This window comes from Ktedonosporobacter rubrisoli (assembly GCF_004208415.1).
Classification (GTDB): Bacteria; Chloroflexota; Ktedonobacteria; order Ktedonobacterales; family Ktedonobacteraceae; genus Ktedonosporobacter; species Ktedonosporobacter rubrisoli.
Window position 1 is genome coordinate 4,915,598 of sequence record NZ_CP035758.1, and the last position, 24,861, is coordinate 4,940,458.

The 24,861-nt window shown below is 49.6% G+C and carries 13 protein-coding genes, 1 tRNA gene and 1 pseudogene; 4 read left to right on the top strand and 11 right to left on the bottom strand.

Translation table 11 applies throughout. The features are described 5' to 3' along the window. Positions 1 to 87: 87 nt before the first annotated feature. Positions 88 to 543, bottom strand: a complete 456-nt coding sequence (locus EPA93_RS21490) for a VOC family protein (RefSeq protein WP_129889481.1) — start codon at positions 541 to 543, stop codon at positions 88 to 90. Positions 544 to 876: 333 nt separating this feature from the next. Between EPA93_RS21490 and EPA93_RS51025 the strand changes: the two are divergent. The 3 genes and pseudogenes from EPA93_RS51025 to EPA93_RS21510 all read left to right on the top strand — a co-directional run bounded on the left by EPA93_RS51025 (position 877) and on the right by EPA93_RS21510 (position 3,889). Beyond that, positions 877 to 1,529, top strand: a pseudogene (locus EPA93_RS51025) (HAD family hydrolase). A gap of 200 nt (positions 1,530 to 1,729) precedes the next feature. Continuing rightward, the gene (locus tag EPA93_RS21505) at positions 1,730 to 2,680 is read left to right on the top strand and encodes a quinone oxidoreductase family protein (RefSeq protein WP_129889484.1); all 951 of its coding nucleotides are present in this window, start codon (positions 1,730 to 1,732) and stop codon (positions 2,678 to 2,680) included. Positions 2,681 to 2,764: 84 nt separating this feature from the next. Further along, a complete protein-coding gene (locus EPA93_RS21510) occupies positions 2,765 to 3,889 on the top strand; it encodes an aminotransferase-like domain-containing protein (RefSeq protein ID WP_129889485.1) in 1,125 nt (374 codons plus the stop codon). Between the two features lie 110 nt (positions 3,890 to 3,999). On the opposite strand, the gene EPA93_RS21515 is transcribed toward EPA93_RS21510, so the two are convergent. From EPA93_RS21515 to EPA93_RS21545, 7 genes are all read right to left on the bottom strand, one after another. Next, the gene (locus tag EPA93_RS21515; RefSeq protein ID WP_129889486.1) at positions 4,000 to 6,306 is read right to left on the bottom strand and encodes a flippase activity-associated protein Agl23; all 2,307 of its coding nucleotides are present in this window, start codon (positions 6,304 to 6,306) and stop codon (positions 4,000 to 4,002) included. 316 nt (positions 6,307 to 6,622) lie between these two features. Further along, positions 6,623 to 9,100, bottom strand: a complete 2,478-nt coding sequence (locus EPA93_RS21520; protein WP_129889487.1) for a flippase activity-associated protein Agl23 — start codon at positions 9,098 to 9,100, stop codon at positions 6,623 to 6,625. Positions 9,101 to 9,146: 46 nt separating this feature from the next. Continuing rightward, a complete protein-coding gene (locus tag EPA93_RS21525; RefSeq protein ID WP_129889488.1) occupies positions 9,147 to 11,534 on the bottom strand; it encodes a DUF2298 domain-containing protein in 2,388 nt (795 codons plus the stop codon). Positions 11,535 to 11,694: 160 nt separating this feature from the next. Then, positions 11,695 to 15,960, bottom strand: coding sequence for a DUF2298 domain-containing protein (locus tag EPA93_RS21530; RefSeq protein WP_129889489.1), 4,266 nt, complete (start codon positions 15,958 to 15,960; stop codon positions 11,695 to 11,697). 146 nt (positions 15,961 to 16,106) lie between these two features. Beyond that, positions 16,107 to 17,084 (bottom strand): GAF domain-containing protein, encoded by a 978-nt coding sequence (locus EPA93_RS21535; protein ID WP_129889490.1) that lies wholly within the window; start codon positions 17,082 to 17,084, stop codon positions 16,107 to 16,109. Positions 17,085 to 18,068: 984 nt separating this feature from the next. Beyond that, a complete protein-coding gene (locus EPA93_RS21540; protein ID WP_129889491.1) occupies positions 18,069 to 20,576 on the bottom strand; it encodes an ATP-dependent Clp protease ATP-binding subunit in 2,508 nt (835 codons plus the stop codon). 220 nt (positions 20,577 to 20,796) lie between these two features. After that, positions 20,797 to 21,756, bottom strand: a complete 960-nt coding sequence (locus EPA93_RS21545; protein WP_129889492.1) for a GNAT family N-acetyltransferase — start codon at positions 21,754 to 21,756, stop codon at positions 20,797 to 20,799. Positions 21,757 to 22,051: 295 nt separating this feature from the next. Between EPA93_RS21545 and EPA93_RS21550 the strand changes: the two genes are divergently transcribed. Continuing rightward, positions 22,052 to 22,456, top strand: coding sequence for a hypothetical protein (locus EPA93_RS21550; RefSeq protein ID WP_129889493.1), 405 nt, complete (start codon positions 22,052 to 22,054; stop codon positions 22,454 to 22,456). 196 nt (positions 22,457 to 22,652) lie between these two features. On the opposite strand, the gene EPA93_RS21555 is transcribed toward EPA93_RS21550, so the two are convergent. The 3 genes from EPA93_RS21555 to EPA93_RS21565 all read right to left on the bottom strand — a co-directional run bounded on the left by EPA93_RS21555 (position 22,653) and on the right by EPA93_RS21565 (position 24,669). Further along, positions 22,653 to 23,144 (bottom strand): hypothetical protein, encoded by a 492-nt coding sequence (locus EPA93_RS21555; protein WP_129889494.1) that lies wholly within the window; start codon positions 23,142 to 23,144, stop codon positions 22,653 to 22,655. Between the two features lie 641 nt (positions 23,145 to 23,785). After that, positions 23,786 to 23,858: transfer RNA gene (locus tag EPA93_RS21560), tRNA-Arg, on the bottom strand. A 391-nt stretch (positions 23,859 to 24,249) separates the two neighbouring features. Continuing rightward, positions 24,250 to 24,669, bottom strand: coding sequence for an ArsR/SmtB family transcription factor (locus EPA93_RS21565; RefSeq protein WP_207229618.1), 420 nt, complete (start codon positions 24,667 to 24,669; stop codon positions 24,250 to 24,252). Between the last annotated feature and the right edge of the window lie 192 nt (positions 24,670 to 24,861).

The following is a 24,861-nucleotide window of genomic DNA, read 5'->3' on the forward strand; positions in this document are numbered from 1 at the left end:
CCTCCTCTACCATACAGTGATCGCTGTATGGTCTCAATAGAGATAGTTATTATGGCGGCTTAAGCTAGCTGTGGGCAGCGATTATACTCAGGCCGCCGCTACCACATAATGTTTTTCGAACAACGAGCGTATTTCTGGACTTGCTTCCAATAAGGAAAACTTGTTGCCGTACAGATCTTCAAAAACGGCCTCCAGTCCATAGAGCTGCTGTGTAGGGGGTTGCACAAATTTGACACCGCGCGCAACTAACAGCTCGTACATCCTCCGACAATTATCAGTCGAGAACATGCAAGCCGTCCTCAGACTAACATTTCCTATTAATTCTTTGACCCGTTCTTCGCCATACAAAGCGATGTCAGGCTTTGCCAGAGCAATCTCAGGCCTACTTTGTCCAGGAGGAGCAACCGTCAGCAAGCGCAAGCCAGGACCAAACGTCACATCGACGCGTCTCTCCAGGCCCAACTTCTCCGTATAGAAATGCAGCGCTTCTTCTTGGTCTCGTACCAGCACAGAAATTACCGTTAGTTGTGTTATGAGCTTCATTATCAATTCCCTATATGTATGCTTCCATGAACCACACAAACAGCCTACAGTATCATTCTTTTTCGCGTATCTCCATTATATAAAACATATGTTCTAATTTCAAGAACAAATTTTCTGCTTAGTTTTCCTCAAAGCTGTGCAGAGCACAAAGCTAGCTTGGGACAAGAGAAAAAGCACTTTGCAGGCCATACATAGTGGGAGAGCGCATCCCCTATTTACGCGCGAGCAGGCAGGATAACTCACATTACTTGCGACTCGCTGGCATATGCTTGTGGTATGATTAAAGCAAAAGTCCTATAGTCTTATTTATCAAGCAATTTTTTCGGAGTTTTAATGAAGATTAAAGGTATATTATTTGACCTCGACGGAACCCTTGCCAATACTATTCCTCTCTGCATCAAGTCATATCGCCTCGTATGGCAAGAACTTCAAGGCAACATACTCACAGACGAAGAGATAACATCCCACTTCGGCCTGACTGAAGATGGCATCTTTCAAAAAACTATGCCCGATCGCTGGGAGTTGGCCTTTAAACTTTATCTAGAGACATATGAAAAGCTCCATCACGAATGCGCAGAGCCTTTTGCTGGCATTGTAAACGCGCTGGACCTGCTCAAAGAACGCGTATTGCCCTGGGCATCGTTACCGGCAAATGCGCCTATACAGCCGATTTTACGCTCAAATACCTGGATCTGAAAAAATACTTCGATCTGGTAGAGGCTGGAGATACCAGAGCTATAATCAAATCTTCAGCCATGCAGAAAATTCTTACCCATTGGGATATAGAGCCAACCCACGCAGCCTATATCGGTGACTCGGGGAGCGATATACTAGAATCCATCGCTGCCGGCGTGTTACCGCTCGGTGCTGGCTGGGCTGAGACTGCAACGATACACAATTTGAGTACAGCCAGGCCCTTTGCAACCTTCACCAGCGTGGCTAGCTTTACTAGCTGGCTCGATAAGAACATCACTGTCCCCAGCTAATCCTTGTCGCTTCATATACGTTGGCAGCGCGCTACACTCTATAGCTCTATGCCTGACAGAATAGCGCGTGCTTGTTTCGTATATCCTGCCAATAATTCGCGCTCCACTACAAGATTGCAAAGGAAAGACGATATGCATACAATGGAAATAGCCTCCATTCTCTCTAGAGAGTAGTAGCAGTAGTAAGGAGATATTTTTAGATGAAGGTAGTCCAGTTTGCTCACTATGGCGATCCCGACGTGCTGCAAGTCCAGGAAGTACCGGATCTTGCCCCTGGCCCAAATGATGTTCTTATCGAGGTAAAAGCTACGACAGTGAACAGGCTTGATCTTTTCCAGCGCAATGGGAGCAGACCTGTAGATACCCTTCCCTTTATACCAGGTCTGGAGGCAGCTGGAAGCGTACTGAACGATGCCAAGGGATTTCGCGCAGGCGAGCGCGTTCTGACAACACGCGCCCTTGCCGCTCGCGGCGGTGGTGGCTATGCGAGCCGCATAGCGGTTCCTGCATCTGAACTTGTGCGCATTCCCGAAGGAGTAACATTTGAACAGGCCGCAGCGGCTGGGCTGGCCGCCTCTACAGCCTGGGGCAGTCTATTTGATCTGGGCCATTTACAAAAGGGCGAGCGGGTATTAATCTGGGCCGGCTCCAGTGGCGTTGGCTCCCTGGCCATTCAACTTGCCAAACAAGCCGGGGCATGGGTGGCCACGACGGCTGGTTCTGCGCAAAAAGCTGAGGCCCTGCGCAAAATAGGCGCCGATCAAGTGATTAATTATCGCGAGCAAGATCTTGGCGAGATGCTGCAGGCCGTAGGAGGCGTCAACCTGGTTCTCGAATTAGTTGGTACCACGCTGCCAGCCAGCATCCAGGCCTGCGCGCCAGATGGGCGTATTATTCTGGTAGGCAACCTTGGAGGCCAGCAGACAGAAGTAGATACGCAGGCATGGCGCCTGAAGCGGGTGCGCGTCATCGGTGGGGGAGGCTCTATTCACGCCACCATCGAAAATGAGCATCACATCCTGCAAATGATCGCCGCCAAAACCATTGCTCCACTCATAGCAGATACCTTACCTATAGCACAAGCAGCCGACGCTCATCGAAAGCTGGCGGCAAGTGACCTACAAGGTAAAATAGTAATGGTCCATTCTTAATAATGACCATCAAGATAATTCCATTCGAACTTGCAGCTTAAGCGGGCTTAAGTATCTCTACTTAAGCTAACCAAAGGAGATCTAATGCAAAGTACTAGCCAGGGTGGCAGTGAACCGATCCTCTTTACCCGAGGCGTTCCAGCAGTTGAGGCCTTACCCAACCAACTCATCAGTACGTGTTTACAAGCGGTATTGGAAGGCCCGGATGGCCGCTCTATTTTGCAATATGGCCATAATGGGGGCTACCTACCATTACGCCGTTTACTAAGCGAGCAATATGCGGTATCAGCCGATCAGCTCCTGGTTGGTAACGGCTCACTTCACCTCCAGGATCTGCTCTCGGCCTTGCTTATTAAGCCGGGAGACGTTGTGCTTGTTGAACAGCCCAGCTATGATCGTGCGATTAAAACGTTCCGCCGTCGCGGGGCCAAAGTAATTGGTATCCCCTTGGAACATGATGGGGTCAATCTACAAGCTCTAGAAAAAGCCCTGGCTCAACAAACGCCGGCCTTTATGTATATTGTGCCCGACTTTCAGAATCCCGCTGGAGTTACCACATCAGCCGCCAAACGCCAGGCCCTCGTCGATTTAGCCGCGCGCCACAATTTCTGGCTGGTTGAAGATATCCCTTACCGTACTTTGCGTTACAAGGGTGAATCTATTCCGCTCCTGCGCGATTTAGATGATCGACATACCATCACTGTCAGTTCCTTCAGTAAGCTGATCAGTCCTGCGCTTCGCGTTGGGTATCTGGTCGCACCTGTAGAGCTGGTGAAAAAGCTGACAGCCCTGGCTGAGGATACTACACTTGCGCCGGTGCTACCTACTCAGGCTGCCGTGGTCGAGTTTCACAAGCGCGGCTACTTCGCCTCGAATTTAGAGAGCTTAAAGCAGCTCTATGCCCCACGCTTACAAGCAATTGTCCAGGCTCTCAAGACCTATCTGCCCAATGTGGCCTTTGCCGAGCCAGAAGGAGGCTTCTTTGTAAGCATTACGCTTCCTGAGCAGAACGATTATAGCGATCTACTCGCCCGCGCCAAACAGGCTGGCTTGATTCTTACAGATGGCCGAGGCTTCTTTGCTGATCCGCTCGACGGCAGCAAGAATCATGAGCACCTGGGAGAGAACTTCGTTCGCTTGCCCTTCTGTGCCCTCACCCCTGAACAAATCGAGGAAGGTGTAAGGCGCCTGGCCGCGGTGGTCGCCTAAATAGGTAAACAGCAAATCTTTGTGGAAGGCACGGCCGAGATATTCAAAACTTTGCTGCAGTATCTGCCCGCCTGGCTAGCCAGATAGACAAGCTAGGCGGGCAGATTATTCTATGGAGAGGTGGCCAGATTATTGCGTATAAATAGCCCCATATTGTAGCTCCCATTGGTATCACCAATTGCTCGACGCTCCCACCACCATTGCCAGACATTCTTCACGGCCAGGCCCAGATCAAAGTGCGCCCCCGGCGGTGGCGTATCACCATAGCTCAGCCAGAGCCCGAGACCTACCCGTCCCCAGATCGACCGACTCACACACTGACCATTTCTCATAGGAAGGCAGGGCGCCGGCTTATATCCCTCGTCCCACCAGGTACGCATATGATATATCTGCAAACTGTAAGCCCCTGGATTTTTCGGAGTACCGCCATATTGAGGCAGAGCAGAGGTTAAATCATCGTCTCCAGCAATAATCACCTGCGTTACGGAGACAAAGGCCGGGCAGGTAGTCGGAAAGTCATAGCATACGTTGATATAGTTACGCAAATACCATTGGAAAGGCCAGTTAGCATAAGGCATAACCCCAATTGGGAGCAGATGTTTGCCGCCGTAGAGCTTTTTATCAAGGGCATCTAATTTGGCCATGACAAGATTGACATCAGTGGTCGTCTGCACATAGACCATCATTTCATGGGGACCATCGGCGGCATGGACATAGTTGACTTCATACATGTTGTGCAGCGTCGGTAAGAGCAATACGAGGGCCATCAGGACTGCAAAGATCGCACCAGCCGAGCGCCAACGTGTTCTCCACAGCATACCATTGCTTGCATAAGCAGGGCGTACCAGGCTATCGCTTTCCACGGTTGGGCTACGCTTAGCCCAGGTCCCAACAAAATTGTATAATCTGATTACCATGGGCTGCAGACCGATGGCTGCCAGCAGCATGAGAGGCATGGTCATATGGATCATCAACCAGGGCATCTTCTCAGCCGCCCACGAATAGATGCACACATTGCCCACACACCAGTAGAGCACAAACAAACGAAATCGGCTCGGCTTGAGCACACAGCGCAGCATTCCCACCAGCCCAAAGACTACCCCTACTTGCTCGTAGAGCGGGATGAGCAACAAATAATAGTACCAGGGCTGATCCCCGCGCGCTACCTGCTGCTGCTTCAACCAGTAGTACAACCCCTGCCAGATCCCATCGCCAATGCCTCCACGAATGTTGGTAAAAAGCACCGTAAATAAGAGCAGGAAGATCGCCCAGGCCGTCAGCAGCGCAAAGAACCAGTGCGTCCAGGGCAGATGCAGCAGCGTATCTAACACCGGCTGCTCCTCCCGCTTGACCCAACGCGCCAGCCGGCTCTGTCCCGGCAGCGCCATCCTCCCCAGCATCTCACGCAAGAGGATGCTAAGCACATAGCAACCAAGCACAATACCTACCCAGGGAACCAACCCCACCGTCACCGTCTTAAGCTGCTGGACTACCCCATCGGCTATCACCCCGGTGCGTGGATCATTGCTGTAGGCAGAAAGCTCCTTCATCCAGCCAAAGAAGACCTTGGCCACGATGGCCAGCACCACAAAGTAGAGTCCCAAGAGCAGCGGTCCCCAACTCCTTGGCTGCCACCGCCTCCCGCCTTCTCGCGGCTCTCCCACGGCTCCCCAGGCCCACGGGCGGCGCACTCCCAGCTCCCAGACCAGCAAAGCCCCCACAAAGGAGCCAAAGATGGCCATCGTCAAAAACGTCGCTTCCTTGGTCGCATAGGAGAGCATGAACCCGGCGGCCGCCAGCACCAACCAGCCCAGCTTGCGCTCACGGATATAGCGCCCCGTGGCTACTACCAGCAGCAGGGTAAAGCAGGCCATGTAGATATCTTCGCGGGCAAAACGGGAAAAATAGACCATCGAGGGCGAGATCGCCAGCAGCAGGCAGGCTGACCACGCTCCCAGTTTGCCAAGATAATCGCGCAGAAAGTAGGGCAAGCCCACTATCACCGTCCCCAGCAGCGCTGCCGCAATGCGTACAGTCGTCGTATTGACTCCCTGATCCGGGGCACCCAGCAGTTGACTCAGTTTATAGACCAAGGCGATCGCATGAAACTGGAACGGGCCATGCAAGAGCGGATCATAGCGATAACATGGTATGGCCGCCGTAAAACACTGCTTCCAATGCTCCATATTATGCATAAGGAAAAGAGCAAAATACGCGTGCTGGCTCTCATCATGATGCAGTGGCCGGGAACCAAGATCCCAGAAACGCAGTACAGCGCCAAGCAAGATGACCGCCCAAAAAAAGAGAGCAGTAAGTAACTGCTCTCTTGAAGGCCTGATGAATTTGCCCCATGCTAGCCTTACGAAAGGTTTTTCTTCAGGTTCCATCTGTGAAGAAGAGGAAGAAACAGCATCCATGTTAGCCTCTTCCTCATGCTCTATACTTGCATCTATTTGTATACCTTCCCCGCCTAATTTTTCATCCGAATCATTCAAATGAATACTCTCACTTTCGCAAGATCAAAAAAATCCATTTTTTAAGCACACCAATCGTTAGATCGCGAGAATCTTGTGATGCCTCTACTATGGTAAAAGACTCAGCCCCCGAGTACAGCACAATCCTGTTAAGCGCAGTTTGTTGAGCTGAGCCACAATGCCCCTGGAGCTCAGGATGGTCAGCAAGCTCGGTTCCGCGCGATTTATCTGCCAGCTGCCAGGCAGTAGAAAGTTTACATCAAGGAGTAACTCCCAAATCTTCGCGAATAAACAGCCCCATATCATAAGAGCCAGTCGTGCTACCTATCGCCTTACGCTCCCACCACCATTGCCAGACATTCTTCACGGCCAGGCCCAGATCAAAGTGCGCCCCGGGCGGTGGCGTATCTCCATAACTCAGCCAGAGAAGTGGTCCCACACCTCCCCAGGTCGGCTGGCCAACACACTTATTGGTCGCATCAGGAATACAAGGGGGAGGCTTATATCCCTCGTCCCACCAGGTACGCATATGGTATTGGTGTACCAGATAGCGCGGCTGAGACGTGTTACTAGCATATTTTGCCTCGAAATTAGCTAGATTATCACCGCCAGTAATAATCACTGGAATATTCTGGGCGATGCTCGGGCAACCAGTGGGAAACTGGAAACATACGTGCTTATAGTCCCGCAAATACCAGGCAAAAGGCCACGTAGCATCATCTACTAGTCCGATAGGTATCTCGCGTTTGCCGCCGTAGAGCTTTTTATCAAGGGCATCTAATTTGGCCATGACAAGATTGACATCAGTGGTCGTCTGCACATAGACCATCATTTCATGGGGACCATCGGCGGCATGGACATAGTTGACTTCATACATGTTGTGCAGCGTCGGTAGCAGGAGCAGGATGGCCAGTACAAAGCTTGCAACCGCTATTCCTCTGGCCCGCAGACCTGGAGCAGAAAAAGCTCTTGCCACTGGCAGCTTTTCACTTAGAGCATTGCCGTCGAGCGCTGAGGAGGTGACTAGTTTTTGCTTTGTCCTCCAACCCTTGATCAACTCCAAAAGCGTACCAACCACAGGCTGCAGACCGATGGCTGCCAGCAGCATGAGAGGCATGGTCATGTGGATCATCAACCAGGGCATCTTCTCAGCCGCCCACGAATAGATGCACACATTGCCCACACACCAGTAGAGCACAAACAAACGAAATCGGCTCGGCTTGAGCACACAGCGCAGCATTCCCACCAGTCCAAAGACTACCCCTACCTGCTCGTAGAGCGGGATGAGCAACAGATAATAGTACCAGGGCTGATCCCCGCGCGCTACCTGCTGCTGCTTCAACCAGTAGTACAACCCCTGCCAGATCCCATCGCCAATGCCTCCACGAATGTTGGTAAAAAGCACCGTAAATAAGAGCAGGAAGATCGCCCAGGCCGTCAGCAGCGCAAAGAACCAGTGCGTCCAGGGCAGATGCAGCAGCGTATCTAACACCGGCTGCTCCTCCCGCTTGACCCAACGCGCCAGCCGGCTCTGTCCCGGCAGTGGCATCCTCCCCAGCATCTCACGCAAGAGGATGCTAAGCACATAGCAACCAAGCACAATACCTACCCAGGGAACCAACCCCACCGTCACCGTCTTAAGCTGCTGGACTACCCCATCGGCTATCACCCCGGTGCGTGGATCATTGCTGTAGGCAGAAAGCTCCTTCATCCAGCCAAAGAAGACCTTGGCCACGATGGCCAGCACCACAAAGTAGAGTCCCAAGAGCAGCGGTCCCCAACTCCTTGGCTGCCACCGCCTCCCGCCTTCTCGCGGCTCTCCCACGGCTCCCCAGGCCCACGGGCGGCGCACTCCCAGCTCCCAGACCAGCAAAGCCCCCACAAAGGAGCCAAAGATGGCCATCGTCAAAAACGTCGCTTCCTTGGTCGCATAGGAGAGCATGAACCCGGCGGCCGCCAGCACCAACCAGCCCAGCTTGCGCTCACGAATATAGCGACCCGTGGCTACCACCAGCAGCAGGGTAAAGCAGGCCATGTAGATATCTTCGCGGGCGAAGCGGGAAAAATAGACCATCGAGGGCGAGATCGCCAGCAGCAGGCAGGCTAACCACGCTCCCAGTTTGCCAAGATAATCGCGCAGAAAGTAGGGCAAGCCCACTATCACCGTCCCCAGCAGCGCTGCCGCAATGCGTACAGTCGTCGTATTGACTCCCTGATCCGGGGCACCCAGCAGTTGACTCAGTTTATAGACCAGGGCGATCGCATGAAACTGGAACGGGCCATGCAAGAGCGGATCATAATGATAGCACGAAGCGGTAGCACTGAAGCAAGCGGCCCAGTTTTCTAAATTATGCATGAGCTGTAGCGAGAAATACGCGTGCAAGCTCTCATCATGATGGAGAGGCTTATCACCCAACCCCCAAAAACGCAAGATAGCACCTAGAAGAAGCACTGCCAGGAAAGGTGTCCAGGCCAGGACTTGCTCCCTACTGGGCAGAGAAAAGCGCTTCCGCCTGCCAGGTTCAATCAGATCTTCCTCAACAGGCGGCTCAACATCGTACCCATGATCTATCACCTCGTGATCTGCTGGCTCACCGGCCAGAACTGTTAGCTTTTGCACTAGATCGGGAGCTGTTTTGAATGCCTCTTCTCTCTCTGTCTTTACCTCATCGCCAGACTGCATATGAGAAATCTGCGCAGGTACAGGTGGGTGCTGTCCCGTTTCATGACTCTTCAATGGAACCTCTCCTCTTTGCTTGGACTATCCTCTATTTTAGGCGCCGCTATTTAAGCTTATAGATTGTCACACCACCAGTATTATAGACAACCTGCATAAAGGCATTAAAGCGGCGTAGATTGGCCGTAGGATACTTAGCATACTCTAGAGACCCAACATATAAATATTGGGCATGATAACGGGCCATAGTGGCTAAAACCATCTGGGGGTTCGGGCTGGTATAAATCAAATCCACATCACTCCCACGGCGATTAAATTCTGTAGAATTTGCAGTATCCCGATTAAACCAGTTGACACGCCACTGATACTCATGGCCTACCCACCCCATAATTGTCGGCAAGCCTGTAAAGGCAGAGATACGAGCATAATTCGTATAATCATCGCCAATCGCCTCTACGATAACAGGATCACCCTGCACATGCTCATTAAGCCAGCGAATAGCAGCATAATCGCCTGGATTAGCCGGGTCAGTTGCTAGATAACTCAGTCCATCCAGGCTATTCGTACGCTGCAAGTAATATTCATGTGTCTTCTGATTGATACGAGCATAGCGCGCCTCCGGTGCTGACAAAGGATAAACAGCGCCTGCAAGCATTAACGCGAGCAAACCCATAGCCCAGAGCCCCTGCACTCCCCTCTGTAACCAGAGCTGAGCAGAAGAAGACACGCTGACAGGGCGAAAGCTATCAAGGATAAAAAAGAGGCCTGCCCCAGATGAGATAGATAGCAAGGCCCACGCCTGAAAATAAAACTTAAAGACGGTATTCATTCGCGGATAATTATTAGCAAAGACATCCTTCAGGAACACAACCTCGCAGGCAGCAATGAGAGCAAATGCCGCCCCTCCCAATAGTAAGGCAAAGGCATGAGAGCGATCGCCAATATTATAAATAAGTAGCACCGCACTGATTACAGCAATAGAGCCAGCCAGCACAAAAGTGGCGCCATTTGGCATGACTATAAGCAAAAGCAAGGCCAGGATAAGGAAAGCCACAGCACACCCGATACCAACCCTTAACCAGCGTTGCGGTACAGCGCCATTGCTTACATTCTTTCCCCAAAGCGAAGAGAATGCAAATAAAGGCTGCCTGACCACGCTGCCCACCAACAAGGAAAGGAAGACAAAAGCAAAAAGTCCGTAGATCAATAATTCATCGTGTAGCGGAGAACGATCCGCTGCCGCTACCAGGCCGATACCTTGAGCCGGTGAAACAAAACTTAGATAAAAAGGGATATAGAGAAGAAACGAGAGCGCAACAAGGCTTGCTCCAGCCGCAAAGATGTCAAGCAACAAGGCAAAGCTAAAGCGCGCCTGATAAGTTATCCACTGCTGCAAAGCAATACATACCAGCGTCAGGCCCATATAAGTAGGATAATCCCAACCATTCATAGTAAAGAGTCCACCCAGCACAAGCGCAGTACAGCCAATAGTTAAAGGCAGACGCCAGCCGCGCCCAAAGACAAACAATCCCTGGCCATCGCGCGCTAAAAATAGGTTAAAGGCCAGGCCTATGGCTAAAATCGTAAACGCTAAAGCCAGCACATGCGCATGAAAGCAAGAAAGCAGAAAACTAAACGCGGGAAATTCGTTAATCGTCTTATCAATAACCCGAGAAGGCACTACCCAATCGTAAAGCGCCCAGTCGCCGTGATTCTTCCACCATTGCTGTGTAGCCGCGAGATTGCCAAGAATGAGCCCCATCATTACCGCCAGCAGCCCAAAGGGTATCGCCCGCCACAAAGACAGCAATATATCTTCTGGGCGCTCTTCTTGTAGATCGCTATTAGCCCGCTTGCGCAGGCGTAAATGCCGGGCCCAGCATACAACATTACAGGTGACCCCAAACAGATTGGTCGCAGTCAGGCCAAAGAAGATGCATATACCCGTATTAAAAGCGATCGAAGGTGATTGGCCCAATAGCTTGGCGAGAATCACTATCGTAAAATGAGCATAATAGTAATAATTGATCGAATAGCCAGCGAACCACATATCGCTAGGAGGTAAATGCGGGCTGCGCATAATCGCGGCAATAAAGCCCTCATCCATATACATCTCCCAGGAACGAATATCGGGTCCAAAGGAGCGCAGCCAGCCCAGCAAGAAGACCATTCCCAGAAATATGAGCTCAGTAACTATTATATATACGCCGTTGAGGCGGATCATTTTCATAATCGAGCGACGCAGGCGCACAAAGCCAACTATATTACAGGCCAATACAACAAGTACAGCTCCCATAATAGTTAGTCGACTGAAAGGCAAGAAACGCAACACCATTAAGGGAAACCAGACCATAAAGGCTACCACAGCAACGGCAAGGGCTTTACTAAACGCCCATCCTCGATCCGGCAGATTATGGCAAACAGAGAATGTGAGCGGCAAACATATTAATCCTAATACTTCGACAAGCGCCCACATTTGAAATAACTCGAACATAATTCTTCTCTAAATAGAAATTACTCTTTTGAATTACGCGCAGGGCATGCTAAAGGTTACCCTGGTAGGTACAAAGTAGTAACGTGTCTGTCACCCCATTAGTTCCCTTAACATAACCAGGAGATCCTATATTTTCGGAAGAGCCTTTTACTGCGGTTTTCTAGACTACCTCATAGATAGTTACCCCAGTTGCCTGATAGGCAACACGCAAGCCGGCCATATGCTTAAACTTGTCTAAGCCTTGCCGAGCTGCCCCATAGGTCTGCGCCTCAAAGGGGCCTACATAGACATAACGCACATGATAAAAATGCAGCAATGCGCTAGCCTGAGCGGCATCGGGCGTAGAATAGATAATATCAACATCGGTCATACGGCTATTGACCTGATCCACGTAGCGCTGTTCCTGTTCATGATCCGCCCAGCCAAGCACATCGGGTAAACCAGTAAAGACTGAGACCCGTCCAAACCATTTATATGATAATCCGGGAGGTGCCGCAGCTTCTAATATTACAGGCGAGCCAGCAACATGCGTATTAAGCCATTGAATGGCTCCGGCATCAGCCGGATACCAGGAACGCACAAAGGCAAAACCATCAAGCGTGGGCGTATAGTTCGCGCTTACAGCTGGTCGCTGTGTTAGCGCCCAGAGCTCATGGTCAGAGATGCGAGCAGTAGTTCCCTCTATAAGAAAAACAGAGCAGCAGACAATTAAGGCAGCAAGTCCAGTAGACCAAAAACGTCGGCCAAAACCACTGAGCCAATGCCATATATGCTGCAGAGCCAGAGCGCCTCCTAGAGCCAGACAGAGCCAGGCCTGGATAGAGAACTTAAATACGGTATTCATGCGCTCGTTGTCACCACTCATGAAGTCACGAATATAGACAATCTCTATACCCAGGCATATACCTACACCCATTATCAACAACAAATATGTATAGAGAGTTTTTTGCTCAAGGAATATAACTTTGTCTGTTACCTGCTGGCCGATACTCGAAGTCTGCTCCAACGCAGATAAATTTTTCAACCAGACCTTTACCTTCTGCGCAAATAAAAGCCAGCCTGCCAGGAGCAAGACAGCCAGAAAGAGCTTCAACCCCAGCACTAATACTACGCCCAGGATTGCCACACAGATCAATGTATATACTATAGCATATAAGCTGCTATTCATCTGGCTATAGGAAAAGCGCAAACTTAAGCGAGGTCCAATCCAGCGCCGGTACAGTTCGAGCAGAAAGAAGCTTGCAGCCAGGAATATCCATAAGCCAAAGATGGTCATAAATGCTCCCTGGGTCGTACCTTGCGTCACCAGCCCTAAGCCATAGACATAGAGTTGTTGATACCACATATAGAAGGGCAAATAAAAGAGGTAACCAAGAGCATATATGCCTGCCAGCGTCAACAACAGCGCAAGAGCAGCGCGCCAGAAACTGCGCATCTGCCAGATCCCCGGTAAAAATCGGATAGCCATAGCAGCAGCCAATAACAAAGCATAGACAGGCATATCCCAGGTATTCACGCATGCAATCGTGCCGAAGACAAAAGCAGCGCACGCATACAGCCCCCATGCTCGCCTTGAAAATCTCCCATCGCTAACAAGCTGTCCTCCTCCAGACGGAAAGAGCAGCGCGGCTATAATCCCCAACATGAAGACAGCAATAGGCATATCCATGACATGGGGATGTAAGTCAGCAAAGAGAAAGCTCCAGAAAGGGAACTCGTTAATCGTAAAGGGAATAATACGACTGCTTTGCCAGTAGTTAAACGCTGGCGGCTGTATATGCACAAGCAAGGCTAGCAGTTGCCCTTTCAGCTGAATAAAGCCGTCAAAATTTCCGATCAAAGCCGCAAAATAGCCTCCCAGCAAGGCAATAGGCAAACTTCGCGCGAAAACATATACAATCACTACAGCTTCACTAAAGGTCAAAGCAAAAAGCGTCGGAATAGCCAGATTAAAGGCAGTAGTTGGTGCTATGCCAGTGAGCTTGATTAGCGCCCCAACAATGACATAGCCATAGTAATAATAATTAATATAGCCACCAGCAAACCAGGGATCGAGCGGCGGCATATAAGGGCTGCGCAGCACGGCAGTGAGAAATGCCACTTCCATTGGCTTTTCTCCGCCAATATACGGATTCCACAAATCTGGATTGAGGGCGCGAATGCCGACAAAAGCAATATAAGCCAGACTAAAGAGCAATTCACACAAGAGTAGTTTGCGCCAATGCTGACGCAAGAAGTCGAGCATTGCTTGCCGTTGATGGAAAAAAGCCAGACCACCAGCCAGAGCCAGCACAGCCGCCACCAGCCAGAGCGAGAGCTGGCTGAAGGGTAAGATATGCATAGATGCCAGCAGCCAGGCCAGGTAAGCCAGCAACAGAGCCCCTAGCAACTTGCTAAAAATATAGCCCCGATCCCCAAAGACATGAAATAGCCAGAAAGCCAGCGGATACAGGAACCAGCCGAGCAGCAATAGAGCCAGCCACCAGAAGACCGCCGGGAACATATTGCTGATACTTCCTACAGGAAATTGCTCATTGAGCGGCGGCAACGATTGATACTGCTCTATTTGTTGTGCATTGAAGAGGAGGGATTTCTGAGTTGGTAAAAGCTGCGCTCCTGGCGCCGGCAATTGCACCCCTTGCATTAACTTTTGCAGGAGTTGCTCAGTTGTATAGGGATAGGGATTCTCGCGCACAAAAATCCTGGCGGTCGGATGATCAAAGACAGAATAGCTCTCATCGGCATCACTATCATCAAGCGTTATGCCAAGCAGATTCGGATGATTCTCAAACTGCGCAGCAAGATGAAAGCCAAGCTGGCCGCTAAAGAGGAGCTGATAGTAGCGGATAGTCAAAGGGTAGCGAGAGGGCAGGCGCGGAATCGACTTATCAAGCCGATCAGTAGGCATAGTGATTGCCCTGGCGGTTGTGAGCATACTGGCAAGCTGACGTGCCTTTTCTTCGGTATCGTCTCCATAGAGATTCAGGCCCGTTTGTGGCTGGCCGTTTGCATCATTATAAGTAGCCTGGACATAGCGCATAGGGCTGTCACTTCCAATAGAGACAGGAAGAGGATCATCCCACTGCTCATAGGTCAGAACGGTTCCGGGAGCCAGATGGCTGTATATCCAACGCGAGGCCTGAATACGTGTATTGGGTTGGCTATAGACATTGAGCAAGGCCAATCCCTGGAAGATAGTCCCTGCCAGCACAAGAAATAGAGCGCCCATACGTACCACCGGCAACAATTTCTTCAAGGCGATATGCTTTCCTTGCTCTATTTTCAGGCTGTGACTCGCAAAAGCCACCAGCGCAGCCGCCGCTATCAGCGTTACTAGAGGATAGACAGGCAGCATATAACGCATGAATTTGACGTAAAACCCACCCACAATCAAGCTATAGACGAGAATCCAGGAGAGTATTACCAGCCAGCTACCAGCCCTATTCTTCCAGAGGAGCCAGAGGAGCCAGAGCAAGCCAGCAAAAGCGGCTACACCCAATGCCAGGCCAAGGCCCCAAAGGAGCATGTTCCGAGCCTCGTAAACATAGGGCGTAGTACCGGCAAACTGCCGTACATAAGGCAGGTCAAGGGTCCCACGCGCCAGACTTCCTTGCTCACTCACCTGCGAAATAAAATTCTGCCAGTCAAGCAAGGCATAGGGCTGGGCCACAAAAAATACCACAAGACAAACAAGGGCGGCAAATAAGAAATCCACCAGGGCAAGCCATAGGTCTCGCTCGCGATACCAGCGTAGGAGTACAGCTACCAAAAGTGGCACAGCTAAAGGTGCGGCACTAACTTTAGTAGCAAGGGCAAGCCCATAACTCGCTCCCGCGATAAGGGACCAGAGGAGGGGTTTTTCTGTATCGATCAGCACAACGCAGGCAAGAAGCATCAGCACAACAAAAAACAGCAGTACCGTATCTACTGTATAAAAATGGGCTTGTTGTATTTGAAAAGGGGTAAAAGCCACCAGCGCAGCCGCCAATAAGGCTACACCCCAGGCGTGCACACGCTTTGAGCGCCCGTTCCTGGCTGTCAGGAGAAAGCCAAGCCAGCCGGTAAGTAAAATTGTTCCGCTATCAAAGAGCGCAGAGAGCGCCCGGCCAACGAGTGTCAGGCCCGCCAGGGAATTGAGGGAAGGCACAAAACGGATCAGGATATTGCCAATGATAGCCAGGAGGTAAAGCGGGAACGAGCCGTAGGCGAAGAAGTGGGGATTGAGTGGTGAATGCGCCGCATCAAAGAACTGAGCCGGGTTGGTGGGCCAGGACAACGCTGTCACGTGAAACAGGATCTGACGCTCATCTGGATGGAAACTATTCCCCTGGTCCCAGTCTAACCCATATAAGCGCAAAGCCAGGCCAAATAAGACTAATCCCCCCAAAGCCAACGGTTTCCAACGAACTACAAGCTTCCTGGGCATCCTTTACTTCCTATCTAGAAGAGGCATAGAGGCGCACCGACCACCGTAATTACTCTCTGCGTATCTCCAAGCAATTCTTTTCTAGTATAGAAACAATAAAGTGATGGGTCAAGAGGCAATAGGAGATTAGATTACAGGTGTTTTGCTTATTTCTCACCCATGATATACAGTCGTAATAGCTCTTCTTCTATTTGTTGCCACACCACTCTTTCTGCTTCAATCAGGCTCAGATGATCCTGAACCATAACTTCTGAAGTACGATGTCTGAAAGAGGCAAGCAAGGAGCGCTGCACCTCATAGAGTGGCATTCTCCCTAATTCGATGCGCCCCATATCATAGAATGCATCAGGCTCAAAAATTGCCGAAAGCAATTCCGCATAATATTGGATCAGCTTCTGACGGGCCTCCATCACAAAATAATTTGCCTGAGTACTGGAGACCAGGAGACAGCCAGCAACCAACTCTCCCAACATAATTGGATACGCCATCGCACTCTCTTCCCACTCTACCCACTGAGCAGGGAACATATGCCGCCCTTCTGAACGATTCTGAATGGCTAGAGGTCGACCGGTGGTCACTACGTAACCGGCCAGCGATTCGGCCCCCAGGAAAAGGATTTTCTGCTCCAGCTCCCTGTTCCAGGGAGGAGTTCCGCGACCCATATTCTCGCGCAAACTACGAATCTTCCCGTCAGCCGAAGGGTACATGCATTGTACAACGGTTACCTCCATCCCTACACGATGGGGATCGAGCTGCTTCAAAGCTTGCTGCAATATCACATCACACACAGAGCTAAAGCGCAATATTCGTGGTAACGTGCAGTAGGCATTCAGCACACGAGCATAGAAAGTAGAAGGGATCTCACGTTCCGCATCGTCTATCTGCACGGTCTCCGCAAAAGATGCGCCAAATTCCTTTGGTAACAGTTCCAACAAAGTCTGACGGTGAGATGGCAATGCATTGACGAGAAGACGGAGGTTCTGAGGGCGAGGCTTCGATTCGCCATTTGCCCACCTGACTAATGTTACAGTACTTACCTCCAGCACACCGGCAATGCGCTGCTTCTCTTGTGGGTCCTTGATAATTTTCCCTAGCAAATCACGCCATTTTTGAGCATCTTGCACACTCTTCCCTCCAATCACCGATATGCAAATAAATCTAATTTCTATAGAAAGCCGATCTTACCCATTGACAGACAAAAAACTTGAAGACAAAATGACTAGCACTCCCAGAGCCGTGTAAAGTTCACCAACAAACTCTTTCTGGAGACCCATTCCCATCTCAGAGACACGTGGAAAAAAGGGAGTCGCTCGTGAGAGCTCAAACGCGAAAATTCAACTGCTCACAAGCCTGCCCCAGAAAAAGACCAGACTTCTGACACATCGATACTTATTCTAATCTTTATGGTAGCAGCTAAAAACCAAAACGTCAACTCATGCAGCACAAAAAGTAGAAGATTTTCGTTCCATTTTTTTAAACTCAGAACAGTATCTTCCAGGTAGCTAGCCAAAAACAGTATACTACATTTTTAGCAGAAAATAATACATTGAAAAACTCAAATACTTTGTACTTGTAAAAAGCCGCAAGGCTTCTTGTTTTTTATTCATCTATGCCATCACTTGACATAAGCTATAGCCCCCATCATCATTATTACATTGTACAAATTTATCCTCTTGCTTGCTTCATCATCCTTCCCACAAAATAGCTACATATCTTCATACATATACTATCGCCACTTTACAATACTATCCATCATCTTCTGCCAAGAACTGCTTAATTGGGCCTACATATTGACTAAATTATGTACAATAAACAACGTCCTTTACTGATTTTCCCATTTATCAGGGGAGCTAAAAACTCGCTAGAACCAGATAGAAAAAGGAGCAGCCAGCAAATCTCTCTATGGGTATAGAGAGATTGTGCTCTCTTCTTCAATTCACTGGCCTCTCTTTTCATTTGAGGCCACGAAGACCCTCTACAAAAACCAGGGGCGGCGAAACGGACCTGGTGCAGTATTCCAAAGACGGGCCGAAAGAAAGTCGAGCGCTATTGCTTGCGCAACCACTAGCTCCGCAAGATCCACCATAGTAGAGGAACCTGATTTTGCCTTAAGCAACATCATACCCTTCTAAGGGAGGCAGCGGCATATTAGCAGGTATAGGCATCTGAGAGTCAATGCGCAGACAAAGCATCCCTTCAATAACATCTACATAAGCTGTATCGCCTGCCCCCAAATCCTCTTGAAGAATAGCCTCCGCCAACATATCTTCAAGCATTTGCCTGACTACTCTCCGCAAAGGGCGCGCTCCATACTCGGGATTATAGCCATGCCGGCCCAGGAGCCTGGCGGCTTCATCCGTTATCTGCAAATGAATCGAGCGCTCTTTTAGACGCTGCTGGATCTGCGCTATCATAATCCTGACGATCTGATAGAGATGTTCTTGCTCCAAAGGATGAAATATGACTACTTCATCAAAGCGATTGAGCAATTCTGGCCTCAACAATTCTTGCAAGGAGGCCAGCACTTGAGCACGCTTCTGCCCCATATAAGCCTGGAGCTCCGACTTCCCCTTTTGATAAGCCGTCAAGGTCCATGGCTTTTGTAGCAAACGCTCTGTGCCAATATTAGACGTGAGGATGATAACTGTATGCTTAAAATCAACAAGCTGCCCATGTGTATCTGTCAAGAAGCCATCTTCAAGAATTTGCAAGAGAAGATCTAAGACTTTGGGATGCGCCTTCTCAACCTCATCAAGCAGGATAATACTATATGGGCGCCGGCGCACGGCCTCGGTCAATTGGCCGGCTTCTTCATAGCCAATATAGCCCGGAGGAGCCCCTATCAAACGAGAAACATGATGACTTTCCATAAATTCTGACATATCTAGCTTGAAGAGGGCATTCTCATCCCCAAAAAGCGTTTTAGCCAGGGCGCGAGCCAGTTCCGTCTTGCCAACACCGGTTGGTCCAACAAAGACAAACGAGCCAATAGGGCGATGCTGGTCGCGCAAATTCACACGTGAGCGGCGTATCGCACCCGCGACGAGATGGACCGCCTCTGGCTGGCCTATTACGCTTCGCTGCAGTTCATGTTCCAGGTTGAGAAGTCGCTGGCTTTCTTCCTCCGTAATGCGCGTTACAGGAATGCCAGTCCACCTGGCCACAATGCTTGCAATATCCTGCTCTGTGACAATCGGAGGGTCCAGCCGGCAAGAATTAGCCTGCCAGTTCTGCTCTGCCCACCATAGCGTATTACGCAATTGTTGCTCACGCTTGAACAAACTGGCGGCCTGCAGAAAATTCTGTCTACTAATTGCATAGTTCTTCTCTCGCTGAACGATGGCAATCTCATCACGCATCCGCTGTATATTGCATGGTACAACAGCCTGCCGTACGCGAACACAAGCCGCAGCCTCATCCATTACATCTAGCGCTTTATCGGGCTGATAACGATTTTGTATGTAACGTGAGGACATTTGCACAGCGGCGACAAGAGCAGCGTCGCTGATCGCCACCTGATGAAAATCTTCATAGCGGGGGCACAAGCCGCGCAATATCTCCAGCGTCTCTTCGTCGTTTGTCTCCGAGATCAGCACTGGCTGAAAACGGCGCTCCAGAGCCGGATCTGCTTCTATCGCCTTACGATATTCATCGAGAGTAGCAGCGCCAATGCAACGAAACTCTCCACGCGCCAGCATAGGCTTAAAGAGATTGGCCGCGTCTATTGATCCATCCGCGACGCCAGTATGCACAAGGGTATGAAGCTCATCGATAAAAAGGATAATCTCGGGCGCATTCAAGATCTCTTGCATAATGAGCTTCAAGCGCTCTTCAAAGTCGCCCCGGAACTTCGTTCCGACAGTAAGCAGCCCGACATCCAGAGCAACGACTCTACAATGTAATAGATCATCAGGCACCTGATCCTGAATAATTCGTACGGCAAGCCCTTCAGCAATAGCCGTCTTCCCCACACCGGCTAAACCGATAAGCACGGGATTATTTTTCGTTCGCCGCGCAAGAATCTGCATGGTACGCTCCAACTCATAAGTACGCCCGATTAGCGGATCGAGCGTTCCTGCCAGAGCGGCCATCGTCAGATCACGGCTCACAAGATTTAGCGTAGGTGTTGTGCTATAGCAGGCTTGATAACGTGCAGAAAGGCGCAATTTCTCATGGTCGCCTCTGGCCAGGATCGTTAATTGTTTGCGAATTGCTTCAGGACGAATGCCAAAGCTTTCAAGTACGCCCACCGAGATGCTATCATGCTCACAAAATATACCCAGGAGTAAATGCTCTACCCCAATGAGATCAGCTTGAGATTCTGCGGCCTCCTCCTCAGCCCGAGCCAGCACATTTCTTACGGCCATATCCAGAGTAGGTTCGCTCAGAATCGCCTTACCTCCACGCCCTACTACAAAATCTAGAGCTTGAGCAATGCGCGAAGTACTGGTCTGTAGGGACGCAAATAATCCTTCAATTAAAGGATCATTGAGCTTTAGCAAACCAAGCAATAAATGCTCAGTACCCACCAACCTATGCCTCAGCCGCCGTGCTTCTTCGCGAGCATACGTGATTGCCTGACGCGCCTCCCTGGTATATTTGCTGAGTCGCTCCACCTATCTTGCTCCTTCCTAAGCATCAGACTAACATGCAGTCAGCTAGATATAGTTATCGAGCAAGAATAATTATCCAAGAAGGGTAAATCGACTTCTGGCAAAGGAAGTAAAGGAGGATAGTCCCAAATTTTCGCCCTCGATACCCGAAACCCATGCTTCTATACATTTTTCCTTGACCTCCTATTGCTCTCCCATACGCTCGGTTCAGCTTTTTCTACCTCTATCTATCCTCACCCATGAAATTAGTCTGTGGAGGACAACGCAGCACGGCCTCATATATGGAATCGCCATGCCTATGAAAGTGTAGCGCACGATATAAGGCGATAGCGCTGGCATTGCCCACAGTCACTATCAGCCCAACCTTAGAATAGCCCTTTATTTTAGCGGCATTGAGGCTATGAATTAGCAGCGCGCGTCCTAAGCCCTTTCCACGCCACTGTGGGCTAAGCGAAACATCAAGTATCCACATCAGTTTATCCAGATCGAGCGAACTTCTATTGCCGAGAAAAATATTGCCTATGAGCTTTCCCTGCTCATCTTCTAGCAGAAACGAGCTTTGGCGATCAAAGCGGCAATAGGTCCCTCCAAAGATATCATGCATCATCATGCTAGCCTGGTTCTCACTACTACAGATCATCTCCTGATCAATAGTGCCTTGATAATTTTGGTAGGCTAAGCTGGCAGCTAATTGCTCATCCTCAGAGCGTGGGGCACGTAAATGAAGCCCTGGAGGCAGGTTCGCTATTTGTATTTGATAATCATGCAATGATTTGAGCATGATCATACGCTCATACACTTTAAAGCCCACCACCCGTAACATCTCGTTATAAGCTTCAGGATAACCATAGATAAGCAAAACCTCGTCAGGTCGGGCTGCTTCTTGAGTGAGCTGATTTATTATTTGGGAACCGTAAGGTGAGATATATTCACGAAGTACAAAAAGATCTTTTATCTCAACAACATCTTCAAATCTCTCTAAGCGCCAGCCCGCAATCGGCCTATCACCTAACCAGGCCAGAAAGCGATTAGCCGCCACCTCAGCTGGCGCAGATAGAAAAAGTTTAAGCAGATCGGAGGTATCGTCAGGCAGGGACATGTTCTTGGCCCGATAACATAATTTCAGCCATATGAGAGCATCCTGAGCCTTGACACGTGAGATACTTACGGAAGTGAGATGCATAGTATTTCTCCTTGGCTTATACTTATCCTATCCTACATTTATTGAGACTTGCCTTGACCTCCAAATATACCTATCTTAAATTCCTCTAACCAGATGGCTCCAGTCTTGCAGGATAGCTAGTGCTTTGTCAGAACACAGAGTCAGGATTCCGTCCTGATTCCTGTCATAACTTATAGACCCTGGTTATAGGCCTGCGGGCTCATAAAAACCTATAGCGTTTTGCCTTTGAAGCAAGGCCGCTAGCAAACGCCGATTAGAAAAGCCTTCACAAGGCGCAAGAGAAAGGAGTCTCTCGATGTCATCCAACGATTTCTGTTCCATTCAAGATATAACTCCCTTACATACACTCTACACTTCCCCAAATGAGCTGGAAGCAATCGAAGAGGCTATGCTGCACTACATTTACATCCTCGCTCCTGGCAGAGCTAGTAGAGAACACACCGAGTTTATAAAACTATTACAATCATTTCGCCAACGTTATCAGGATGCTTTATATACGCTCAAGCATTCAACATCGATCCAAAAGCAGGCACAATCCTTGCTACCCATCACGGCTACCCCTACCGAATTGATAGCTTTCTGTGTCGCTTCTTATGCATATATCAGTTTTTGGGAACATTGTCAGCAAGCCTGGAAAGAGGTTATTGTACACCTGCGTTCTGTCAGTCAACGCTATGCAGCTTCATTGAGCTTCTTATGAAGCCAGAAATCACAATTAGAAACGTGTTCCATTAAAAGATAATAAAAAATCTATTGTGCGGATGACCACTATCTTGTCAGGTCAGATATCTATGTTTGTGCTATTTCCGACCACTCATGCTGTTACCTCAGCGATACTTGCACGTTGCACGAATCAAGAAGCATATTTTTTTATAATCTCTATGTTATAGGTTTATTTAGGAGAGCAACCATGGATTCACCCTCATATAATTCAAATACTCCACAAACTCCTGAAGAATCCAGACCCATCGCCAACAGAAATCCTTCGCATAATTCCCAATATCTTGCCAGGCGAGCAACTGCCTCGTCGCAACGGAGAACAACTGTCCCAGCGCGGCCAGTTCAGCCACCTTCCTCAACACAGCAGGCTCCTCAGCCTCCTTCAGCACGGCCAGCTCAACAACCTTCCTCAACACAGCAGGCTCAACAACCTTCCTCACCGCGGCCAGCTCAACAACCTTCCTCAACACAGCAGGCTCAAAAATCGCCCTTAACACGGCCAGCTCAACAGCCGCCTCCAGCTCAGCCACCTTCCTCAACACAGCAGGCTCAAAAATCGCCCTCACCGCGGCCAGCTCAACAGCCGCCTCCAAATTCCCAGGCGAGTTCTCCCAGCATTTCAACATCCCAACGAGTAAATCTTGCCTCACTGGATGAGCAACCAACATTTATACTCCCGGCTCATCGTTACACTGCTACCCAATTAGGAAGAGGGGCCGTCATCAAAACTCAACAGCCAACAACTAGCTTTTTTTCCCGTTTATTACAAAAGGTTCTGGGGCGCAAAAGTTAAAATCTTGCCTCTAGATAGGTTAATATCAATCTAACCAACTACTAAAAGCGAGCAAGAGAGCCACCCGGCGATTTTCTTAAAGAGGATCAATGCGGAGCAAAGCCAATTTGGGCCTCAAACGCCAAAACTGGTTATTCTCATTGTTCTATATACTCCTGCAAATATCCCATCAGTCTGAGCTGTCAGATAACGATTATACGCAGATTTAGCGGCATTCTTCATCGATAGTTAGGGCGGATGCAATCTTCCCTTTTTGCAAAAACTAAAAAGGGATACTGGCTTTTGCAAGTAGCAGGGCCAGGGCAAAAAGTTCATGGCGGAAGTAACGTTGTGAGTCGTTCAAATAAAAAGAGGATTGGCTGCGCACTCAATTCTTTAATAGCATATCCGAAAGGGGTCGAACCTCCGACCTACAGAGCCCCTGGTTCCGCTCCACAAATTATCGTAAAAGGAGAAACTACCATGAGAAAGGCAAAAAAAAATTGGATCAGCCTGTTCAGGTGATCCAACTTTAGGCGTACCCGAGAGGGGTCGAACCTCCGACCTACAGATCCGCAATCTGTCGCTCTATCCACTGAGCTACGGGTACGTGTGTTTGTTTACGTGATGTAGAATACAGTATTCACGACCGTTTGTCAAGAGTTTTTTGAGAACGCCACCCGCAATTTTTAAAATTCCTAGCAATTCCAGAAATCATCTATCAAGAGCTCTAATTTCAACTCTGTAAAGCCTCTAGTAGTCTGTCAAGCAGAGATTGACGAATGCGCCGCCGGCCGGCGGCAGGTGGGGGATAAGCAGGGGCACAATTCGCTTGGTCGCGACGCGTCCGCCCCTTGCATCCCCGCTGTTCTCACGCGTCACTTCACTCTTGACAGAACACTAGCTTATGCATAGATCAAGCAGCAGGTGGCGAAAAATAAACCAAAATGGGGCATGCACCGAGACAAGCACATACCGCCGGAGATCTAACGCATTTTTTTCTAGGCCAGGCCGTCGATCACATCTCTCGCGCGTCCAAGAGAATCTCGACGAACGTAATAATAGGCCCACAAACCTTTTTTACGACAGTCCACCAGGCCCGCGTCTCTTAAAATGCGAAGATGATGTGAGATAGTGGGTTGTTCCAGGGTAAAGCTCTCTACAATCTCAAAGACACAAACTTCTCCTTCATGTCTGCTCAGCAAGCTCAAAATGCGCAGACGTGTAGGATCAGCTAAGGCTTTCAGTAGGCGCGCCTGGACAACTGCATCATCCTCACTTAACGTTGGAACAAATTTTGGGGCAATACCAACCGCTGGATTGCTTAGAGAATTAGGCCTATTCAACATATTCATCGAATGTGTTGGACCTGCCGATGTCGATACACTGCGATTGGAATTTCCCTGATTCATCGATGTCATTGTCTTCTCCTTCCATCCTCCCAACCGGATGTCAAACCTACGATAGAGTCTGGGCTTAACCTACTTCTAGTATACACAGCCCAAGAAATATAGCCAAATCTATGATAGTCTTGTTTGTGAATCATCAGGCCTCTATTGGCTTTGGAAGAGTCTTCAGGGGCATTTCTTTACTCTAGCCTTAAAGATTGACAG

Coding starts and splice junctions, on each gene's coding strand:
- EPA93_RS21490 (WP_129889481.1), bottom strand. CDS start 543: ATGAAGCTCATAACACAACTAACGGTAATTTCTGTGCTGGTACGAGAC.
- EPA93_RS21565 (WP_207229618.1), bottom strand. CDS start 24,669: ATGACATCGATGAATCAGGGAAATTCCAATCGCAGTGTATCGACATCG.
- EPA93_RS21545 (WP_129889492.1), bottom strand. CDS start 21,756: ATGCATCTCACTTCCGTAAGTATCTCACGTGTCAAGGCTCAGGATGCT.
- EPA93_RS21505 (WP_129889484.1), top strand. CDS start 1,730: ATGAAGGTAGTCCAGTTTGCTCACTATGGCGATCCCGACGTGCTGCAA.
- EPA93_RS21525 (WP_129889488.1), bottom strand. CDS start 11,534: ATGTTCGAGTTATTTCAAATGTGGGCGCTTGTCGAAGTATTAGGATTA.
- EPA93_RS21530 (WP_129889489.1), bottom strand. CDS start 15,960: ATGCCCAGGAAGCTTGTAGTTCGTTGGAAACCGTTGGCTTTGGGGGGA.
- EPA93_RS21515 (WP_129889486.1), bottom strand. CDS start 6,306: ATGGATGCTGTTTCTTCCTCTTCTTCACAGATGGAACCTGAAGAAAAA.
- EPA93_RS21510 (WP_129889485.1), top strand. CDS start 2,765: ATGCAAAGTACTAGCCAGGGTGGCAGTGAACCGATCCTCTTTACCCGA.
- EPA93_RS21555 (WP_129889494.1), bottom strand. CDS start 23,144: ATGTTGGTTGCTCATCCAGTGAGGCAAGATTTACTCGTTGGGATGTTG.
- EPA93_RS21550 (WP_129889493.1), top strand. CDS start 22,052: ATGTCATCCAACGATTTCTGTTCCATTCAAGATATAACTCCCTTACAT.